The 17,422-nt window shown below is 73.0% G+C and carries 13 protein-coding genes and 2 pseudogenes; 4 read left to right on the forward strand and 11 right to left on the reverse strand.

Features of this window, described 5'->3' with window-relative positions:
• Nucleotides 1–12: 12 nt before the first annotated feature.
• The 5 genes from JAP66_RS14560 to JAP66_RS14580 form a co-directional block, all read right to left on the reverse strand.
• A complete protein-coding gene (locus JAP66_RS14560) occupies nt 13–1,746 on the reverse strand; it encodes a sensor histidine kinase (protein ID WP_199432254.1) in 1,734 nt (577 codons plus the stop codon).
• A 106-nt stretch (nt 1,747–1,852) separates the two neighbouring features.
• The gene (locus tag JAP66_RS14565; protein ID WP_199432255.1) at nt 1,853–2,596 is read right to left on the reverse strand and encodes a nitroreductase family protein; all 744 of its coding nucleotides are present in this window, start codon (nt 2,594–2,596) and stop codon (nt 1,853–1,855) included.
• Nucleotides 2,586–3,572: an Acg family FMN-binding oxidoreductase gene (locus JAP66_RS14570; protein WP_199432256.1), complete on the reverse strand. Its 987-nt coding sequence runs from the start codon at nt 3,570–3,572 to the stop codon at nt 2,586–2,588. Before JAP66_RS14570 ends, JAP66_RS14565 begins: the two co-directional genes overlap by 11 nt.
• Entirely contained in the window at nt 3,569–4,702 is a 1,134-nt protein-coding gene (locus JAP66_RS14575) for an acetate/propionate family kinase (RefSeq protein ID WP_199432257.1), read from the reverse strand. Before JAP66_RS14575 ends, JAP66_RS14570 begins: the two co-directional genes overlap by 4 nt.
• Complete coding sequence (locus JAP66_RS14580; protein WP_199432378.1) at nt 4,702–7,062, reverse strand: phosphoketolase family protein; 2,361 nt, start codon at nt 7,060–7,062, stop codon at nt 4,702–4,704. Before JAP66_RS14580 ends, JAP66_RS14575 begins: the two co-directional genes overlap by 1 nt.
• Nucleotides 7,063–7,276: 214 nt before the next feature.
• Here JAP66_RS14580 and JAP66_RS14585 point away from each other — a divergent pair.
• Nucleotides 7,277–8,462, forward strand: a pseudogene (locus JAP66_RS14585) (cytochrome ubiquinol oxidase subunit I); the annotation flags it as partial.
• A gap of 11 nt (nt 8,463–8,473) precedes the next feature.
• Here JAP66_RS14585 and cydB read toward each other — a convergent pair.
• A pseudogene (cydB, locus tag JAP66_RS14590) lies at nt 8,474–8,802 on the reverse strand (cytochrome d ubiquinol oxidase subunit II); the annotation flags it as partial.
• 125 nt (nt 8,803–8,927) lie between these two features.
• Between cydB and cydD the strand changes: the two are divergent.
• From cydD to JAP66_RS14605, 3 genes are all read left to right on the forward strand, one after another.
• Nucleotides 8,928–11,999 (forward strand): thiol reductant ABC exporter subunit CydD, encoded by a 3,072-nt coding sequence (gene cydD / locus JAP66_RS32930; RefSeq protein ID WP_199432379.1) that lies wholly within the window; start codon nt 8,928–8,930, stop codon nt 11,997–11,999.
• A gap of 71 nt (nt 12,000–12,070) precedes the next feature.
• Nucleotides 12,071–12,535, forward strand: coding sequence for a universal stress protein (locus JAP66_RS14600; protein WP_199432258.1), 465 nt, complete (start codon nt 12,071–12,073; stop codon nt 12,533–12,535).
• Nucleotides 12,536–12,560: 25 nt separating this feature from the next.
• Complete coding sequence (locus JAP66_RS14605; protein WP_199432259.1) at nt 12,561–12,974, forward strand: CBS domain-containing protein; 414 nt, start codon at nt 12,561–12,563, stop codon at nt 12,972–12,974.
• Nucleotides 12,975–13,065: 91 nt separating this feature from the next.
• On the opposite strand, the gene JAP66_RS14610 is transcribed toward JAP66_RS14605, so the two are convergent.
• From JAP66_RS14610 to JAP66_RS14630, 5 genes are all read right to left on the reverse strand, one after another.
• Nucleotides 13,066–13,692, reverse strand: a complete 627-nt coding sequence (locus JAP66_RS14610) for a CBS domain-containing protein (protein ID WP_199432260.1) — start codon at nt 13,690–13,692, stop codon at nt 13,066–13,068.
• Complete coding sequence (locus JAP66_RS14615) at nt 13,692–14,612, reverse strand: universal stress protein (protein ID WP_199432261.1); 921 nt, start codon at nt 14,610–14,612, stop codon at nt 13,692–13,694. Before JAP66_RS14615 ends, JAP66_RS14610 begins: the two co-directional genes overlap by 1 nt.
• A 137-nt stretch (nt 14,613–14,749) precedes the next feature.
• Nucleotides 14,750–15,658: a universal stress protein gene (locus JAP66_RS14620; RefSeq protein ID WP_199432262.1), complete on the reverse strand. Its 909-nt coding sequence runs from the start codon at nt 15,656–15,658 to the stop codon at nt 14,750–14,752.
• A 91-nt stretch (nt 15,659–15,749) separates the two neighbouring features.
• Nucleotides 15,750–16,457, reverse strand: coding sequence for an RraA family protein (locus JAP66_RS14625; RefSeq protein WP_199432263.1), 708 nt, complete (start codon nt 16,455–16,457; stop codon nt 15,750–15,752).
• Nucleotides 16,458–16,469: 12 nt separating this feature from the next.
• On the reverse strand, nt 16,470–17,372 hold the full coding sequence (locus JAP66_RS14630) for a MarR family winged helix-turn-helix transcriptional regulator (protein ID WP_199432264.1): 903 nt from the start codon (nt 17,370–17,372) through the stop codon (nt 16,470–16,472).
• Nucleotides 17,373–17,422: the final 50 nt, after the last annotated feature.

Raw genomic sequence — 17,422 nt, forward strand, 5'->3', positions numbered from 1 at the left:
TCCCCGCGGGCGTCAGCCCAGCGGGACCCGCCACGTGACGCGCGTGCCGCGCCCTGGCTCGCTCGCGATGGTGGCTTCGCCACCCACCTGCTCGGCGCGGCGCCTGATGTTGTCCAGCCCGCTGCGCTTGACGTCAGGTCCGATGCCGGTCCCGTTGTCCGCGACCTCGATCACGAGGAACTCCTCCGCCGCGTCGACCGACACCGAGATCTCGTCACCCCCAGAATGCCGCAGCGCGTTGCTCAGCGCCTCCCGCAGCACCGCGTCCGCGTGCTCCGCCAGGTGCGGCGGTACCAGCGTGTCCACGGCGCCGGAGATCCGCATCGACGGCGCCACCTCAGCGTCCACGGTGAGCTCTGCGATCACGTCGAGCAACCTGCGCCGCAGGCTCGCCGACTGCTCCGCGCCGCTGGTGTGCAGGTCGAAGATGGACGTACGGATCTCGCGGACCGTCCGGTCGAGCTGCTCGACCGCCTGCTGCACCCGCCCGCGCGCGTGCTCGTCGGTGATTCGCCGCATCGTGCCCTGCAGGCTCATGCCGGTGGCGAACAGCCGCTGGATCACGTGGTCGTGCAGGTCCTGGGCGATCCGGTCGCGGTCCGCCAGCAAGTCGAGCAGCCGCTGGTTGCGCTGCTTGTCGGCGAACTCGAGCGCCACCGCCGCCTGGTCGGCGAACGACGAGAGCATCGGCAGCTGGTCGGCGAGGAACTGGGCCGCGCCCTTGGCCCTTGCCGCGAGCAGCACCGCCCCACCCCCGGAGGCGCTGGTCAGGGGAACCGCGACCGCCGGACCGAGACCGGCGGCGGAGACCCGCGAATCGTCCGGCAGGATGGCGGCGACCTCGGGCAGCACCACCGGCTCACCCGAACGCAGAATCTCCGCGACGCCGGATTCGCCGGTGGCGTCCACGGAGAGGCCGACCAGACCGGCGCCACGCTCCCCCGACGCGACACTCACCGACATCTCGGCGCCGTCCTCGGCCCCGGGCAGCAGGATGAGCGCGTCGTCGGCACCGGCCAGCTCCCGGACCCGCCGGACCACCAGTTCGAGGGTGGCCTTCACGGACGCGCCGCCGAGCAGCTCACCGTTGATCTCGGCGACCGCGCCGAGCCAGCGCTCGCGCATCCGCGAGTTCTCGAACAGCCGGGCGTTGTCCACGGCGACTCCGGCGGCGGCCGCCAGTGCCTGGAGCACGACCTCGTCGTCGGGGGTGAACTCGGCGCCGTCGCGCTTCTCGGTGAGGTAGAGGTTGCCGAACACCTTGTCGCGAACCCGCACCGGAACACCGAGGAAGCTGTGCATCGGCGGATGGTTGGGCGGGAACCCCACCGACGCCGGATGCTCCGCCAGGTCGGCGACGCGGACCGGCTTCGGGTCGTCGATCAGCAGCCCGAGCAGGCCGCGCCCCTCGGGGAGGTGGCCCATCCGCGCCCGGGTCTTCTCGTCGATGCCCACGTAGACGAACTCGGAGAGGCCGTTGCCGTCGTCCGAGAGCACGCCGAGCGCCCCGTACTGGGCGTCGACCAGTTCGGTCGCGGCCTGCACGATGCGCTGCAGCGTGGAGTCGAGCTCCAGCCCGGTCGCCACCGCCAGCACGGCGTCGAGCAGTCCCTGCAGCCGGTCCCTGGTCCGGACGATCTCGGTCAGCCGCTCCTGCACCCCGTGCAGGAGCTCGTCGAGCCGAAGTCCCGCGAGCGCGCTCGCCCCCGGCCTCGGCTCGCCGGCCGGGGTCATCTCGACGGGCATCCAGCCTCCGATCCGCTTTGCCAGCTCAGTTGCATCATCGCCCTGCAGGCACCCAACGTTCCACCTGGGGATCATCTCGGCAAACACCGTCCCCTTCAGGAACCCTTCAGGCTATGCCGAGCCCGAGGAGCAGCTGCGGGCTCCCGTCGAGCCCGGCCGAGCGCACCACCCGCTGCCGGTACTCCCGGGACTGGAAGGCGCGGATCTGCGGCCGCACGCTGAACCCCCGCGCCACCGCGGCGAGCCAGGAATGCTGCATCGCCGCACCGGCGAGCACCTGGTCCCTGCGCCCGTCGGCGTCGGTCACGACCAGCAGCGCCGGCTCGCCCCCCTGCTTCCTGCCCGCGGTCACGAACTCGCTCACCGGAACCAACCGGACGCCGGGAAGTGCACCGGCCCGGACTATCTCGCCCACGGCGCCGACGGGCAGCTCGCCCGGGTCGGCTGTGCGCCGGTGCCGCCGGTGGCCGAACAGTGCCTGGAACCGGCGTACGTCGTCGCTCGCCGGCCTCGCCCGGGTACCGGCGGACACGGTGGCGACCAGGTCGGGCCGCTGGAAGTCCCCGAGCAGCTCGGTCTCGGGCAGCCAGCCGAGCACGCGCACGGCGACGGTGAGCCCGGCCACGGCCGCGCCGCAGGCGATCACCCTGTCGCGGCCCGCACCGTCGTGGTGCCAGGTCGGCGCCCCGAAGCGCTCGTAGATCTCGATCCGGTCGCCGCCGATCTCCAGTGCCCAGGGGCCGCCGACGCCGCAGTGCTGACTGCGCAGGGCCGCCCGGGCCAGCACACTCTCCTCCTGCGCGGCCCAGCGGTGGGCTGTCGGGAGCCGCATCGGCGCGCTAACGGCCATCGGACCGCTCCCGCCTCGTGACCGCCTCGACAGGGCGGCGCGGAGTGGACGGCCCCGGGTAGCCGTAGCCGAACCTCAGCACGGTCTGCGGCTGGTCGTGCCCGCCCAGTTCCGCGCGCAACTCCGTGCGGGTGGACTCGACCTCGATCGGCTGGGAGAGAAACGAGGCGTTGAGCCCGGCCGCGGTGGCGGTGAGCAGCGCCCGCTGCATGGCCTGGCCGGCCCGCAGCCGGTTCGACCGCGTATCACTCACGGTGGTGAGGATCGCGACGAGCGGATTCTGCTCGAACGAGCGCTCCGCACGGCTCGCTGGACCACCGTAGTCGCGCAGCGCGAGCAACCCGCCGTCCAGCGCCCGGGGACCGCCCGCCGACCGCGGCACCCCGTCCGGCCGGTGGTGCTGGGGGGTCCACTGGTGCAGCTCGGCCTGGAAGGCCGCGTCCTGGCTCTGCAGGTGATCGGCCCGGCGAAGTAGCGCGACCAGGGCGTCGAGACGCACGGGCTGCTCCAGCAGCACGAGCCGCGCACCCTCCTCCGCGGCGGCCGCGACGAGCGCGTCCCGTACGTGACCGGGCACGGTCCGGTCCAGGAAAGGCCTGCGGTTGGTGTGCCGGTACCTGATCGCCCCGGCCAGCTTCAGCTCGTGCGGGGACGCGTTGTGCCTCCCGCCGACCCGGACACGCGCCAGCAGAGTGGGCCGGGCGTGGTCGGGCAGCAGGTCCACCACGTGCGCTCTTCCCTGCTCGGCGAGCGCGAGGCGCATGTTCAGCAGCGCGGCGCCGCAGGCGAGCGTGGCCTCCCTGGCGTCCGGGTCACAGACCCCGAGCACGCGGCGCTCGTCCAGCAGCAGATCGATCCGGTCCTCCCGTACCTCGAACCGCCACGGCTGCGTGTTGTGCGGCGACGGCGCCCGGATCGCCGCGCGCAACGCGGCGTCGACGACGGCGAACGTGGCCGCGGCGTGCGGACTTGTCATGACAGTGCTCCTACCGCTCCTACCGCTCCTACCGCTCCTGCTGAGTCGCCGGACAGCGCCTGCCCGGCCTGACGGGCCAGCTCAAGGTCTTCCCTGCAGCCGACCACCGCGATCGCGACGGGCACGCCGTCCGGGCTGATCAGCCGGTCCCCGGCACCGGCGTTGCGCGCCGCATCGACGCGCAGGCCGAAATGCGCGCCCGCGAACAGCTCGGCCCGCAGCGCAGGGTGATGCTCCGCCACTCCCCCAGTGAGCACCACCGCGTCGACACGGGGAAGCGACACGGCGGCGGCCGCGATCTCGCGGCGCAGCCGGTGCAGATACACCTCGGCGGCCAGTGCCGCATCCGGGTCTCCCGCGGCGCGGGCACGGAGGACGTCGCGGATGTCGCCGCCGGTGCCGGAGAGACCGGCCAGCCCCGAGCTGCGGTTGAGCGCGTCGTCGATCTCGTCCGACGACAGACCGTGGTGCCGCTGCAGGTGCAGCAGGATGCCCGGGTCGAGGGCGCCCGGCCGGGTGGCCATCGGCACCCCGTCCAGCGGCGTGAAGCCCATCGAGGTGTCCGCGCTGCGCCCGCCGTCGACCGCCGTCACCGAAACCCCGGCTCCCAGGTGACAGCACACCAGTCCGAGTTCGGTCTCGGGGCGGCCGAGCAATCGTGCCGTCTCGCGGGTCGCGTGGGCCAGCGAGAGTCCATGGAACCCGTACCGGCGGATCCCGTAGTCCTCCCGCCAGCCACGCGGCAGCGCATACGTCGCGGCGCGCGCGGGCAGCCCGGCGTGGAACGCGGTGTCAAAGCCCCCGACCACAGGCACGCCCGGCAGCGCGGCCAGGATGTGCCTGACCAACCCGAGCGAGCGAGCCTGGTGCAGCGGCGCCAGCGGCACCCAGCGTTCCAGGTCGGCGAGCGTGTGCGCGTCGAGCCGCGCCGGGGCGGTGCGCTCGCCGCCGTGCACGATCCGGACGGCGACGGCGTCCACCGGCCCGTACAGCTCGGCCATGTCGTTGACGTCGCCAATCTGCGTGCCGCCGTCCCAGTCGCCGATCGTCAGATCACCGATTCGCTCGGTGCCGTCCAGCACGCTGATCTTCAGGCTCGACGAGCCGGGATTGACTGTAAGCACGCGCATCAGGGCCTCCACCGCCAGTCGCGGATCTCCGGCAGGTCCTCGCCCTCGCGCCGGATGTGGTCGTGGTGCCGGGCCAGCTCACCGAGCAGGTGCTGGCGCAGGTGCCCGAGCCTGCCCGCCACTCGCGGGATCCGTTCGAGCGCGGCGAGTGCGAGGCCGAAGCGGTCGATCCCGTTCAGCACGCACATGTCGAACGGCGTGGTCGTGGTGCCGTTCTCCCTGAACCCGCGCACGTGCAGGTCGCCGTGGCCGGGCCGGTTGTACGTCAGCTCGTGGATCAGCCACGGGTAGCCGTGGAAGGCGAAGATCACCGGGACGCCCCCGGGGAAGATCGCGGTGTAGTCACGGTCGCCGATACCGTGCGGGTGCCGCTCCGGCGCGCACAGCCGGGTGATGTCGACAACGTTGACCACCCGGATCCGCAGGTCGGGCACCAGGCCGCGGAGTACCCCGACGGTGGCGAGGGTCTCCTGCGTCGGCACGTCCCCGGCGCAAGCCAGCACCACGTCGGTGCCATCCATGCCGTCCGTGCCGTCCGGGTCAGCGGTGCCGTTGTCGGTGCTCGCCCACTGCCACACGCCGAGGCCCTGCTCGCAGTGCGCCCTGGCGGCGTCGATGTCGAGATACTGAGGCTCGGGCTGCTTGCCGGCGACGATCACGTTCACCAGGCCGCGGCTGCGCAGGCAGTGGTCTGCCACGTGCAGCAGGCAGTTGGCGTCCGGCGGCAGGTAGACGCGGGCCACCTCGGGCCGCTTGGAGAGGATGTGGTCGATGAAGCCGGGGTCCTGGTGCGAGGCTCCGTTGTGGTCCTGCCGCCACACGTGCGAGGTCAGCAGGTAGTTCAGGCTCGGAACCGGCCGCCGCCACGGCACCTCCGCGGCCAGGTGCAGCCACTTGGCGTGCTGGGCCACCATCGAGTCGACGAGGTGGGTGAACGCCTCGTAGCTGGAGAACAGCCCGTGCCGCCCGGTGAGCAGGTAGCCCTCCAGCCAGCCCTGGCAGAGGTGCTCGGAGAGCACCTCGAACACGCGACCCTCGGTGCTGAGATGGTCGTCGCCGGGCTCGGTGGCCAGCCGCCAGCGCCGCCCGGTCACCTCGAAGACGTCGTCCAGCCGGTTGGACGCCTGCTCGTCCGGCGCGAAGAGCAGCAGGTTGCGCGCGCCGGCGTTGCGGGTTAGCGCGTCGCGGAGGTAGCCGCCGAGCGCGCGGGTGCTCTCCGCGCTCCGCTCGCCCGGCGCAGGCACGGCGACCGCGTGCTCGCGGACGTCGGGCAGCCGCAGGCCCCGCTGTAGCTGGCCGTGCGCACCGGGCTGCGCGCTCATCCGCAGTCCGGCCCTGGGATGCCAGTCCCGGATCAGCGGAGCGGGCTTGCCGTCCGCATCGAACAGCTCCGCGGGCCGGTACGAGCGCAGCCACTCCTCGAGCTGCAGCAGCCGCTGCGGGTCGTGCCGCGCACCGGAAATCGGCACCTGGTGCGAGCGCCAGGTGCCCTCGACCGGCATTCCGTCCACAGTGGCCGGACCGGTCCAGCCCTTCGGGGTCCGCAGCACGATCATCGGGCGGCGCCCTCGGGCGATCCGGTCGAAGCAGTCGTCGAGCGCCACCGCATAGGCCTCGTGCACGGCGGCCGGGTCGTCGCCCTCGACCTCGATCGGTTCCCAGCCGTGCCCGGTCAGCAGGGCGGTGAGGTCCGCGCGGGGCAGCCGGGACAGCACGGTCGGGTTGGCGATCTTGTAGCCGTTGAGGTGCAAGATCGGCAGGACCGCGCCGTCTCCGGCCGGGTCGAGAAAGGCCGGGGCGTGCCAGCTCGCGGCAAGCGGACCGGTCTCGGCCTCGCCGTCGCCGATGAGGCACGCCACGACAAGGCCGGGGTTGTCGAGTGCCGCGCCGGTGGCGTGGGCCAGTGCGTAGCCGAGCTCGCCGCCCTCGTGGAATGAACCCGGCACGTGCGGCGAGGCGTGGCTGGGCACGCCGCCGGGGAAGGAGAACTGGCGAAACAGCCGCCGTAGCCCGTCGAGGTCCTGCCCGACCTCGGGGTAGCACTCGGAGTAGGTGCCCTCCAGCCAGGTCGCGGCGTTCAGCCCGGCCGCGCCGTGTCCCGGTCCGCAGACGAAGAGCACGTTCCCTGACGTGCGCATGATGACGCGGTTGAGGTGGGCGTAGGTCAGCGTGACGCCGGGAACGGTGCCCCAGTGCCCGAGCAGGCGGGGCTTGACGTGCTCCGGCGCCAGCGGCTCCCGCAGCAGCGGGTTGTCGAGCAGGTAGATCTGCCCGGCGGCGAGGTAGTTCGCCGCACGCCACCACGCGTCCACCCGCGCGAGTTCGTGCGAGCGCTCCGCGTAGGCGAACCGCGCGGGCATGCGGCGACCGGTCACGTCGTCCAGGCTCATGCTTTCAGCGTGCCCGGCACGAGTGCGCCGAAACAGAAGCGGTCGTCCCCGCCCGGGAGGGTCTTTCGTCCCTTCGCGCCGTCGAGTGCCCGAGGGTCCCGCCCGGCGGTGACGTTGGGCCCTAGGCGGCGCCCGCCCCTCCGGCGATCTTGGCGACTGGATCACGGCCCCAGGGAGAAAGCCCATGAACGCGCTCGATCTTGCCCGATGGCAGTTCGGCATCACGACCGTCTACCACTTCGTCTTCGTGCCGCTGACCATCGGGCTCTCCCTGGTGGTCGCCATCATGCAGACCGCGTGGATGCGCACGGGCAAGGAGCACTACCTACGGATGACGACGTTCTGGGGAAAGCTCTTCCTCATCAACTTCGCGATGGGTGTCGTCACCGGCATTGTGCAGGAGTCCCAGTTCGGGATGAACTGCAGTGACTACAGCCGCTTCGTCGGCGACGTCTTCGGCGCGCCACTGGCCATCGAAGGGCTGCTCGCATTCTTCCTCGAGTCCACGTTCCTGGGGCTGTGGATCTTCGGCTGGAACCGGCTGCCCCGGCGGCTGCACCTGGCCACGATCTGGGCCACCTCGATCGGCACGATGCTCTCCGCCTACTTCATCCTGGCCGCGAACTCGTGGATGCAGCACCCGGTCGGCTACGCGATCAACGAGGCCACCGGGCGGGCCGAGCTCAACGACTTCGGCGCGGTGCTCACCAACCCCACCGTGCTGGTCACCTTCCCGCACACGATGTTCGCGAGCTTCCTCACCGCGGCGGCGGTGCTCGTGGGCATCAGCGTGTGGCACCTGCGAAATGGCAGGGAGACTGCCGTGTACCGGCCGTCGATACGGCTGGGGCTGGTGTTCATGCTGCTGTCCAGCATCGGCGTGGTCGTCAGCGGTGACCTGCAGGCCCGGGTGATGACCGAGCAGCAGCCGATGAAGATGGCGGCGGCCGAGGCGCTGTGGGCCACTTCGGCACCCGCGTCGTTCTCCCTGTTCACCATCGGCTCGCTCGACGGGTCCGAGGAGGTCTACAGCATCCGGGTGCCCGGGGTGCTGTCGTACATGGCCACCGGCTCGCTGGACGGCGAGGTCGAGGGTATCGACGACCTCCAGCATCAGGCCGAGCAGGAGCTCGGGCCCGGCGACTACACGCCCAACGTCGCGCTCGCCTACTGGTCGTTCCGGATCATGGTCGGCTTCGGCTTCCTGATGGGGTTGCTGTCCCTTACCGGGCTGTGGGCACTGCGCAGGGGGCGGACGCCGGTGAGCCCGTGGTTCTACCGGGCGGCCGTCGCGATGATCGCGGCCCCCGTTCGTCGCTGACAGCGTCGGCTGGATCTTCACCGAGATGGCGCGGCAGCCGTGGGTGGTTTACGGCGTCCTGCGCGCGCTGTCGATCTTGCCCCGGAACTCGAAGGCTGCCCCGCGCACGATCAGTGCGACCAGGATCACCAGCAGCGCGAGGTAGAACCCGGAAAACAGGCTCGCGTACCAGTGCGGGAACGCGGCGAACGTCGCGCCGCCCGCGACGAGCAGCCACACCTCGTTGCCGTCCAGACCGGGCCGGTCGTGTTGATCATCACTCGGCGGTCGGTGTCGTCCCGGCCGAGCACCTTCAGTAGTGCGCCGACGCCGAAGTCGAAGCCCTCCAGGACGAAGTAGCCGGTCCACAGCACCGCGATGAGGATGAACCAGATGTCGGTGAGCGCCATGATGTCAGTTCTCCAACTCGGTCGGTCAGTAGGCGAAGACGGGGTGCCGGGGCTCCTGGTCGTCGCCCTCCCCCGGCGGCTCGGCGAGCTCGGACGGCGGCGGACCGGCCTTGGCGTAGCGGTACATCAGCGCGACGCGGGGGCTCGACGGCTTGGACGGCTACTTCGCGCGGTACCTGCCGCAGCTGCTGATCGCCGCGGTGGTCCCAGTGACCGTCACGGCGTGGATCCTGTCGCAGGACTGGATCGCGGCGACCGTCGTCGGGGTGACCGTTCCGCTGATCCCAATCTTCATGATTCTGATCGGGCTCGACACGCAGCGCGACACCCGCCGCCAGTGGCGCACGCTCTCCGTACTGGGCAACCACTTCCTGGACCTGGTCGCGGGCCTGGACGTGCTCACCGCGTTCGGCCGCGCCCGCACCCAGGCGGGCACGATCCGGCGGATCACCGAGCGCTACCGCGCCCAGACGATGAAGACGCTGCGGGTCGCGTTCCTGTCCGCGCTGGCGCTGGAGCTGCTGGCCACCCTTTCGGTGGCGATGGTCGCGGTGTCAGTCGGTCTCCGCCTGGTCTCGGGCGTGCTGGACCTGCGCACGGCGCTGGTCGTGCTGATCCTGGCGCCCGAGGTGTACCTGCCGCTGCGCGCGGTGGGGGCTCGCTTCCACGACAGCGCCGAGGGGCTCGCCGCCGCCGAGGAGGCGTTCGAGGTGCTGGCCGACTCCGCTGCCGGGGCCGGGACCGAGCCGGCACCCGACCCGTCGTGCACCGGACTGCGGGTCCGCGACATGCGGGTGGACGGACGGGCCGGGCCGATCCTGGACGGGCTCTGCCTCGATGTCGGCCCCGGCGAGATCGTCGGTGTGACCGGCCCCAGTGGCGCGGGCAAGTCCACCCTGCTCGACCTGGTACTCGGCCGTCGCGTGCCCGATCGGGGCACCATCGAGGTCGGCGGCGTCGACCTGGCGCGCGTCGAGCCGGACGCGTGGCTGCGGCGGGTGGCGTGGGTGCCACAGCGGCCGCGGCTGCTGGCGGGCACGATCGCGGACAATATCCGGCTCGGCGACCCGGACGCGCCCGCTGACCGGGTCCGGGCGGCCGCGGCCGCCGCGGCGCTCGACCTGCCGCTGGACCATGTGGTCGGCGAACTCGGCGCCGGGCTCTCGACCGGGCAGCAGCGCAGAGTTGCGCTGGCCAGGGCACTGTTGCTGGACCGGCCGCTGCTGCTGCTCGACGAGCCCACCGAGGGCGTCGACGCCGAGACCGAGGCGGCCATCGTCGCCGCCCTGCCCGCGGCGCTTGCGGGACGCTCCGCTGTCGTGGTGACGCACCGCGTGAGCGTGCTCGGGATCTGCGACCGCGTGATCGCCCTCCCGCATCGCCAGGCCCCGGCCGAGCGCCGCGCGCCGGCTCCGGTGGCCGCGGCCCCCGCGAGCGTCCCCCGGCCCGCACCGGGGAGCACGGGCGAGACCGCCGGCGCACCACCGCCGAACCATCGCCCCGCGCGACGGTGGCTGGCGGCGGTGCGGCCGTACCGCGCGCGGCTGGCTCTGGCCGTCGCGGCCGCCGCGGGAGCGCTCGGCTCGGGGGTGGCGCTCACCGCTACCTCGGCCTGGCTCATCACCACGGCGGCGCTGCACCCGCCGGTACTGACGCTGACGGTCGCGATCGTCGCCGTGCGGACGTTCGGCATCGCCAAGGGCGTGCTGCGCTACGTCGAGCGGCTCGCTTCGCACGACGCCGCACTGCGCGCGCTCGCTGACCTGCGGGTACGAGTGTGGGACTCGCTGGTGCGCCTCGGCCCCGCGGTGACCGCGCGGTTACGCCGTGGCGACCTGCTGAACCGACTGGTCTCCGATGTGGACAGTCAGCAGGACGTGCTCGTGCGCGGCGTGGTGCCGGGGACGGCCGCGGCCGTGGTCGGCGCGGGGACGGCGTTCGCCATCGGCCTGCTGCTGCCCGCCGCCGGTCTCGCGATAGCGGCCGGGCTGCTGTGCGCCGGACTGGCCGCGCCCGCACTGTCCGCGCTCGCCGCACGATCGGCCGAGCGGCGCACCGGCCTGCTGCGCGCCGAGGTGGCCGCGGGCACCGTGGAGCTGCTCGAGGCGGCGCCCGACCTGGTCACTCTGGGGGCGGCCGACGCCCGCCACGCCCGCGTCCGCGAACTCGGTGACCGGCTCATCACGGCGCTGCGCGCCTCGGCGCTGGCCCGCGGGCTCGGCCTCGGTGTCGGCACGTTCGCGATCGGCGCCACCACGCTGGCCTGCACCGTGCTCGGCATTGCCGCCCTGCGGGCCGGCGAGCTCTCCGGCCCCGGGCTGGCCGTGCTGGCGCTCACCCCGCTCGCCACGGCCGAACTCGTGGCGGCCCTGCCGGAGACCGCGCAGCGGCTGCTCGGCGCGGGGCACGCCGCCCGCAGGCTCGCGGCCTTCGACGACGTCCCCGCTCCGATAACCGAGCCGGTCGCTCCGCGGCCCGTGCCGGTACCCGGCACGCTGACCGCCGAGTCGCTCGCGGTGCGCTGGCCGGGCGCGGCCACCGTCGCGGTCCGGGACGTCGACCTCACCGTCTCGCCGGGCCACCGGCTCGTCCTCACCGGCCCGTCCGGTTCGGGCAAGAGCACCGTGCTGGCCGTGCTCATGCGCCACCTCGACCCGGCGTCGGGACGGGTCCACTTCAACGGCACGGATGCCCGCCACCTGGCCGGCGACGACGTGCGTTCGGCGATCGGCTGGTGCGGGCCCGCCAGTCACCTGTTCGACTCCACCGTGCGCGAGAACCTGCGGCTGGCCCGGCCGGATGCCACCAACGGCGAGCTGCGCTCGGCCCTGCGCGCGGCGCAGCTGCGAGCCTGGCTCGACGAGCTGCCGGACGGACTCGACACCCCGCTCGGCGCACACGGGGCCGTCCTCTCCGGCGGGGAGCGGCAACGGCTCGGCGTGGCGAGAACGATCCTCGCGGGGCGGCCCGTGCTGCTGCTCGACGAGCCGACTGCGCACCTGGACCGGGAGAACGCCGCGGCACTCGCCCGCGACATCACCGAACTGACGGCGGGCCGGGCGGCGCTGATCGTGAGCCACCGCCCGGACGAGTTCGGGCGGATCCCGGCGCTGTCGTTGCCCGGTGCCGCGAGCCGGGTAACCGATCTGCGGGCACCGGAACCCAGCGGGCACCTCGCCGGGGACCTCCGGCCCTAGCAGGCGAACCCGGCCGAGCGCACGATTCGAGGAAGCGAACACGAGCACGTGTTCCCGGACAGGAGTGAACCATGCCCGACAACGAAGACACGCGATTGCACCGCACGATCATCGCCGGCGTCGACGGATCCCCCGCCGGTGCTCGCGCTCTGCGCTGGGCCGTGTCCGAGGCAGGGCGGCGCGGCGGCGAGGTACACGCCATCACCGTTCGCGAACGGGACGAGCTGCTGCCCGGCACCTCGTTCGCCATTCAGCCGCACGGCCGCAGGCCCGTCGCGGACGAGGCCACGGAGCGGGCGCACCTGCACTCGCAGGTGCTGGCCGCGGGCGGCGAAGGCGTCCCGGTCACCGAGACCGTCGTCACCGGGGACCCGGCGACCGAGCTGATCAAGGCCTCGGCCGATGCCGACCTGCTGGTCGTGGGCAGCCACGGGCACGGACCGCTGAGCGAGGTACTGCTGGGCAGCGCCGCCGCCGACTGCGTGCGGCACGCGCAGTGCCCGGTCGTGCTGATTCCCGCCGCGTCCCTGCGCTGACCGCGGCCCAGCAGGAGGACATCCGATGACGCTGATCCGCGATGTGATGAGCAGCCCGGTCGTGGCGATCACGGCCGACGCCTCCCCCGCCGAGGCGGCCGGGCTGATGCGTGAGGCGGGCTTCACGACGCTGCCCGTGCTCGACGAGAACGGGCAGCTCGCCGGCCTCGTCACCGAGGCCGACCTCGCCCGTGCCTACTTCGCCTCACCGGCACGGCGGGCCAGCACGCCCGAGGACGGCGTGCTGCTCTCCGGCGGGCGCACGGTCGGCGCCCTCATGCGCGCACCGGCGACGTCGGTGACCTCCGACAGCACCGTGCCGGAAGCGGCCGCCGTACTGCTCGACTCACATCAGCGCTGCCTCCCCGTCGTCGATGGCGGCCGGATGGTGGGCATCGTGAGCTGGCGCGACATCGTCGGCCTGCTGGCCAGGCGCTGACGAGGCAGGCCACCGGTCGTGAGTGCGTAACAGCGTTCTAACTCGTGTACGCACTCACGAGGGTGACCAGGCACAACGCCGCGCCTGTGGCTCAGTCGGCTGGCCGGCCGGACTCGGCCGCGGATTTCGTCTCGGCGCGCACGACCCCCGGCACGGACTCCGCCAGCAGCGTGGCCGCGTGCCGGTCCGCCGGGTCGTCCCGCTCGTCGACGACGCTGGCCACCCCGTCGCGCACATCGACCCGCCAGCGGCCGGCGCCACCGTAGATCTCAAGGCGGTGCCGGACGTCCCTGGCGATCTCCGTGTCGTCCCGCGACAGGGCGCGGACGATGTCGCCCCTGGTCACGATGCCGGCCACCCGCGATCCCTGCACGATCGGCATGGCGCGAAAACCCGCGTCGAGCAGGGCCGAGACCACCTCGGCAACATCGGCACCCGTACTCATCGACACGGCCGGGCTGGACATCACCGCACCCACCGTGGGCGCGGGCGGCTCGGTGGTGCCCGCCGCGTCCGCGCCGCCGCGGAAACGCGGATCCCGTGGCACGCGGTCACGTACGAGGTCGGCCTCGGTGACGACGCCGACCAGCCGCTCGTCGTCGTCGACCACGGGCAGGGCCGTGAACCCGTGCCGAGTCAGCAGTTCCGCGGCATGCTTGACGGTCGTGTCCGGGGTGACCGTGATGACCGGGCTGCTCATCGCCTCGCGTGCGCGCATCAGCCGCTCCGCTCCGGCTCTTCGGTGCTGCCGATCTCGTCCTGCTCGGCGCGTACCACAAGCACCGGACACGGCGCGTGGGTCACCAGCGCACGGCTGGTCGAGCCGAGCAGCATCCCGGTGAAGCCGCCGCGTCCCCGGCTGCCGACCACGAGGAGCTGGGCGCGCTCGGCATGTTCGAGCAGAGTGCGCACGGGCCGCCCGCGGGTCACGACGCGCTCGACCGGCACGTCGGGGTACTTCTCCTGCCAGCCGGCCAGCTGCTCGGCGAGCACGATCCGTTCCTCCTCGTCGACCTGGGCGGGGTCGGCGCTCAGCGGGTACATCCGCAGGCTCGTGTCCACCGTGACGTCGTTCCAGGTGTGCACGGCCACGAGCGGAACGCCGCGAATCGACGCCTCCTCGTACGCGAGCCCGACCGCCGCCGCGCCTGCCGCGGAGCCGTCGGCGCCGACCACCACCGGGCCTTCCTGGGGCGGCGCGGCGTCCGCGTCCCTGCCCCGGACCACGGTCACCGGTGAATGCCCGTGCGCGGCCAGCGCGACCGCCACGGAGCCCACGAGCATGCCGGTGAACCCACCGAGACCGCGAGAGCCGAGCACGACCATCCGGGCATCGCGGGACTCGCGCAGCAGCGCGGGCACCGCGGCGGCCTCGACGAGCTCGGTCTCGACACGCAGCTCGGGCGCGACCCCTTCGACAGCCTTCCTTGCCTCGTCCAGCCACTCGCGGCCCTGTGCCCGCAGTCCCTCGCGCAGCTCCTGCGACGAGACCAGGAATCCCGGGTACCCACGCGTCGGCACCACGTAGGCGTGCACGAGTCGCAGGGGCTCGTTGCGCCTGCCGGCCTCGGTCGCGGCCCACACCGCCGCGTTCACCGCGGAAGGCGATCCGTCCACACCCGCAACAACCTTGCCCATCAGTTCTCTCCTCCGGTCCCGCAGCGCCGATCGCTGCTCTCAGCATGCCCTGGCGGGCCGTGCCCGGGCAGAGCCGAGCGTCCCGGGGACGTGGGTCCTTCGGCCCGGGCATTCCCCGCGGCGGCATCGGCGAAACGCTAGGAACCGGGCTCGGTGCGCATGATCAGCAGCGGGCACGGGGCCGAGTGGACCAGCGCGTTGCTCGTCGAGCCGAGCAGCATTCCGCTGAACCCGCCCCTTCCCCGGCTGCCGACGACGAGCAGCTGGGCGTGCTCGGCTTCGCGCAGCAGGCTGCGCACCGGGCGGTCGCGGGTGACGACCCGGTCGACGGCGACGTCCGGGTAACGCTCGCGCCAGCCGGCCACCCGCTCGGCGAGCACGATCCGCTCGCTGGTCTCGATCTCCTCCCACGGCAGCTCCCCCGGCACGAAGCCGACCACGCCGGACACCGCCGCGTCGCTCCAGGCGTGCACGGCCACCAGCCGGGCGCCGCGCGCCGACGCCTCCTCGAACGCGGCACCGACGGCCGCCTCGCTCAGCGGCGACCCGTCCACGCCGACCACCACGGGGCCTTCTGCGGGCGGCTCCGCGCCGGGAGTACGGCCGCGCACCACGACCACGGGGCACGGGCCGTGCGCGACCAGCGCGACCGCCACCGAGCCGACGAAGGTGCCGGAGAACTCGCCGAGGCCCCTGGTGCCGAGGACGAGCATGCGTGCCTCCCGCGCGCGCTCACGCAGGATCGGCACGGCGTTGCCGGTGTGGTACTCGGTGCTGATCTTCAGGCCGGGTTCCTCGCCCGCCACGCGCTTCGCCACCTCGGCGGCCTCGTGGAGACGGCGCCGGCCCTCCCGTTCGAGTTCGTCGAAGGAACCCGGCGGCAGGCCGATTCCGGCTCCGTAGGGCGCGGGGATCGTCATGGCGGCGACCAGCGACAGCGGCGCGTGCCGCCCGGCCGCGGCGCGGGCGGCCCACGCGGTCGCGCGAAGAGCCGAGTCGGACCCGTCCACCCCTACGAGGATCGGTGCGTTGCCGGTCGCGGTCATGGTCTCCTCCTGACGCGGTTCCCCCTTTCATGGTCGCGGTGCCCGCGGCCCAGGGAAGTGGGCCGAAGGGCCCTCTGCGCCAGGGCCGCGGTCACTCCTCGATGGCGCCGCCCACCGCACGCAGATGCTCGCGGAAGCTGAGGCCGGGTCGTTGCCGTCGCTGCGCGAGGTAGTGGTGGAAGCGCACCTGCTCGCGCAGGGACTCACCGGCACGGATCCGGTCGGCCTGCCGGCGTTCGGTGTCGCGGATCGTCTCCGCGAGGCCGCACAGCTCCTCGACCCGGCCTGCGGGCAGGAACAGCACGCCGTCGTCGTCGCCCACCACCACGTCCTCGCGGCAGACGGTCCACTCCCCCACCGTGGCGTGTTCGAGGGCATCGGGAGGAAGCGGATCGAGCCGCTGCGGTCCGGTGGGCATCGACCCCACGCTGAAGACCGGCAGCCCGATCGAGCGGATGTCGGCGGTGTCCCGGTGCAGCCCCCAGATCACGATCCCCGCCAGCCCGGCCGCCTGGGCCTCCAGTACCACGAGATCGCCCACACACGCCTCGTCGAGCCGCCCGCCGTTGTCGACCACCAGCACGTCACCGGGCGCGGCGCCCTCGATCGCCTCCAGGAAGACGTCGACGCTGCCGACGTGCCGCGCCGGGCACGCCCGGCCGGCCACGCGGTCTCCCGGCGAGACGGCGCGCGTGATCGCGGGCGCGCAGCGCACCGGGAGCCGGGCGCGGATGCAGGCGTCCGCGAGGTGGGCCGTGGTCAACATCGCGAACCGCCGGCTGAACCGCTGCTCGTCCATACCTTAATCCACTCACTCCGCAGGGCTGCCCGGTCCGAGGGTCTTCTCGAACCAGTGGTGGGCGTAGGGCTCGTCGTTGAACGCCCGCACTTCGCGGTATCCGGCGGCGCGGTACAGGCCGATCGCCTCGGTCAGCGCGCGGTTGGTCTCCAGCCGCAGGACGCAAACACCGTGCGCGGCCGCGTGGGCCTCGAGCTCCGCGAGCAGCCGCCGGCCGAGGCCCAGCCCCCGCGCGGAGGGTGCGACCCACATCCGCTTCACCTCCGCGAGACCGTCCCGCCGGAGTTTGAGGGCTCCGCAACCGACGGGATCGGTGTGCAGCGTGGCGACGAGCAGCAGCCCCGCGGGCGGGGTCAGTTCGCCGTCGGCGGCTGAGATGCTCCGGGAGGGCTCGAAGCCGATCTCGAACCTGTCCGCGAGCTCGGCGAAGTACGCGCGCATGCAGTGCCGTGCGGCCGGCCGGCGCGGGTCGGCGACGGTGACGCGGACCATGGACGCAGTGAGCAGGCGCTCGACTTCGCCCATGGCGGCGACGAGCCGATCTCGCTGGCGGTCGTCCAGCGGCCGCAGGATCGAGGCGGCCAGGTCGTCGGAGCGCCGGTCCAGCTCGGCCCGCTCGGCGAGGCCGGCCGGCGTGAGCCGCACCGTACGCACCCGCCCGTCGGACTCGTCCGTATCGATCATCACGAGCCCGTCGGCCCGCAGGGTGTGCAGCAGCCTGCTCAGATAGCCGGAGTCCAGGTCGAGCCGCGATCGCAGCGAGCGCGCCGCACATCCCTCGGTGCCGATCTCCCAGAGCAGGCGCGCCTGCCCGAGCGGCCGGCCGCGGGCGAGGAACGCGTCGTCGAGCGCGCCGATCCGCTGCGTGACGGTCCGGTTGAACCGCCGCACCCGCTCGATCAGCGTGCCGCGCATTCTCTGACCTTAGTCAGACAATGGGGGCGGCGCCATACCCGCGCCCGCCG

This window comes from Qaidamihabitans albus (genome assembly GCF_016464705.1).
Taxonomy (GTDB): Bacteria; Actinomycetota; Actinomycetes; order Mycobacteriales; family Pseudonocardiaceae; genus Qaidamihabitans; species Qaidamihabitans albus.

Coding starts and splice junctions, on each gene's coding strand:
- JAP66_RS14565 (WP_199432255.1), bottom strand. CDS start 2,596: ATGGCCGTTAGCGCGCCGATGCGGCTCCCGACAGCCCACCGCTGGGCC.
- JAP66_RS14630 (WP_199432264.1), bottom strand. CDS start 17,372: ATGCGCGGCACGCTGATCGAGCGGGTGCGGCGGTTCAACCGGACCGTC.
- JAP66_RS14620 (WP_199432262.1), bottom strand. CDS start 15,658: ATGACCGCGACCGGCAACGCACCGATCCTCGTAGGGGTGGACGGGTCC.
- JAP66_RS14605 (WP_199432259.1), top strand. CDS start 12,561: ATGACGCTGATCCGCGATGTGATGAGCAGCCCGGTCGTGGCGATCACG.
- JAP66_RS14560 (WP_199432254.1), bottom strand. CDS start 1,746: ATGCCCGTCGAGATGACCCCGGCCGGCGAGCCGAGGCCGGGGGCGAGC.
- JAP66_RS14575 (WP_199432257.1), bottom strand. CDS start 4,702: ATGCGCGTGCTTACAGTCAATCCCGGCTCGTCGAGCCTGAAGATCAGC.
- JAP66_RS14610 (WP_199432260.1), bottom strand. CDS start 13,692: ATGCGCGCACGCGAGGCGATGAGCAGCCCGGTCATCACGGTCACCCCG.
- JAP66_RS14600 (WP_199432258.1), top strand. CDS start 12,071: ATGCCCGACAACGAAGACACGCGATTGCACCGCACGATCATCGCCGGC.
- JAP66_RS14580 (WP_199432378.1), bottom strand. CDS start 7,062: ATGCCCGCGCGGTTCGCCTACGCGGAGCGCTCGCACGAACTCGCGCGG.
- JAP66_RS14570 (WP_199432256.1), bottom strand. CDS start 3,572: ATGACAAGTCCGCACGCCGCGGCCACGTTCGCCGTCGTCGACGCCGCG.
- JAP66_RS14615 (WP_199432261.1), bottom strand. CDS start 14,612: ATGGGCAAGGTTGTTGCGGGTGTGGACGGATCGCCTTCCGCGGTGAAC.
- JAP66_RS14625 (WP_199432263.1), bottom strand. CDS start 16,457: ATGGACGAGCAGCGGTTCAGCCGGCGGTTCGCGATGTTGACCACGGCC.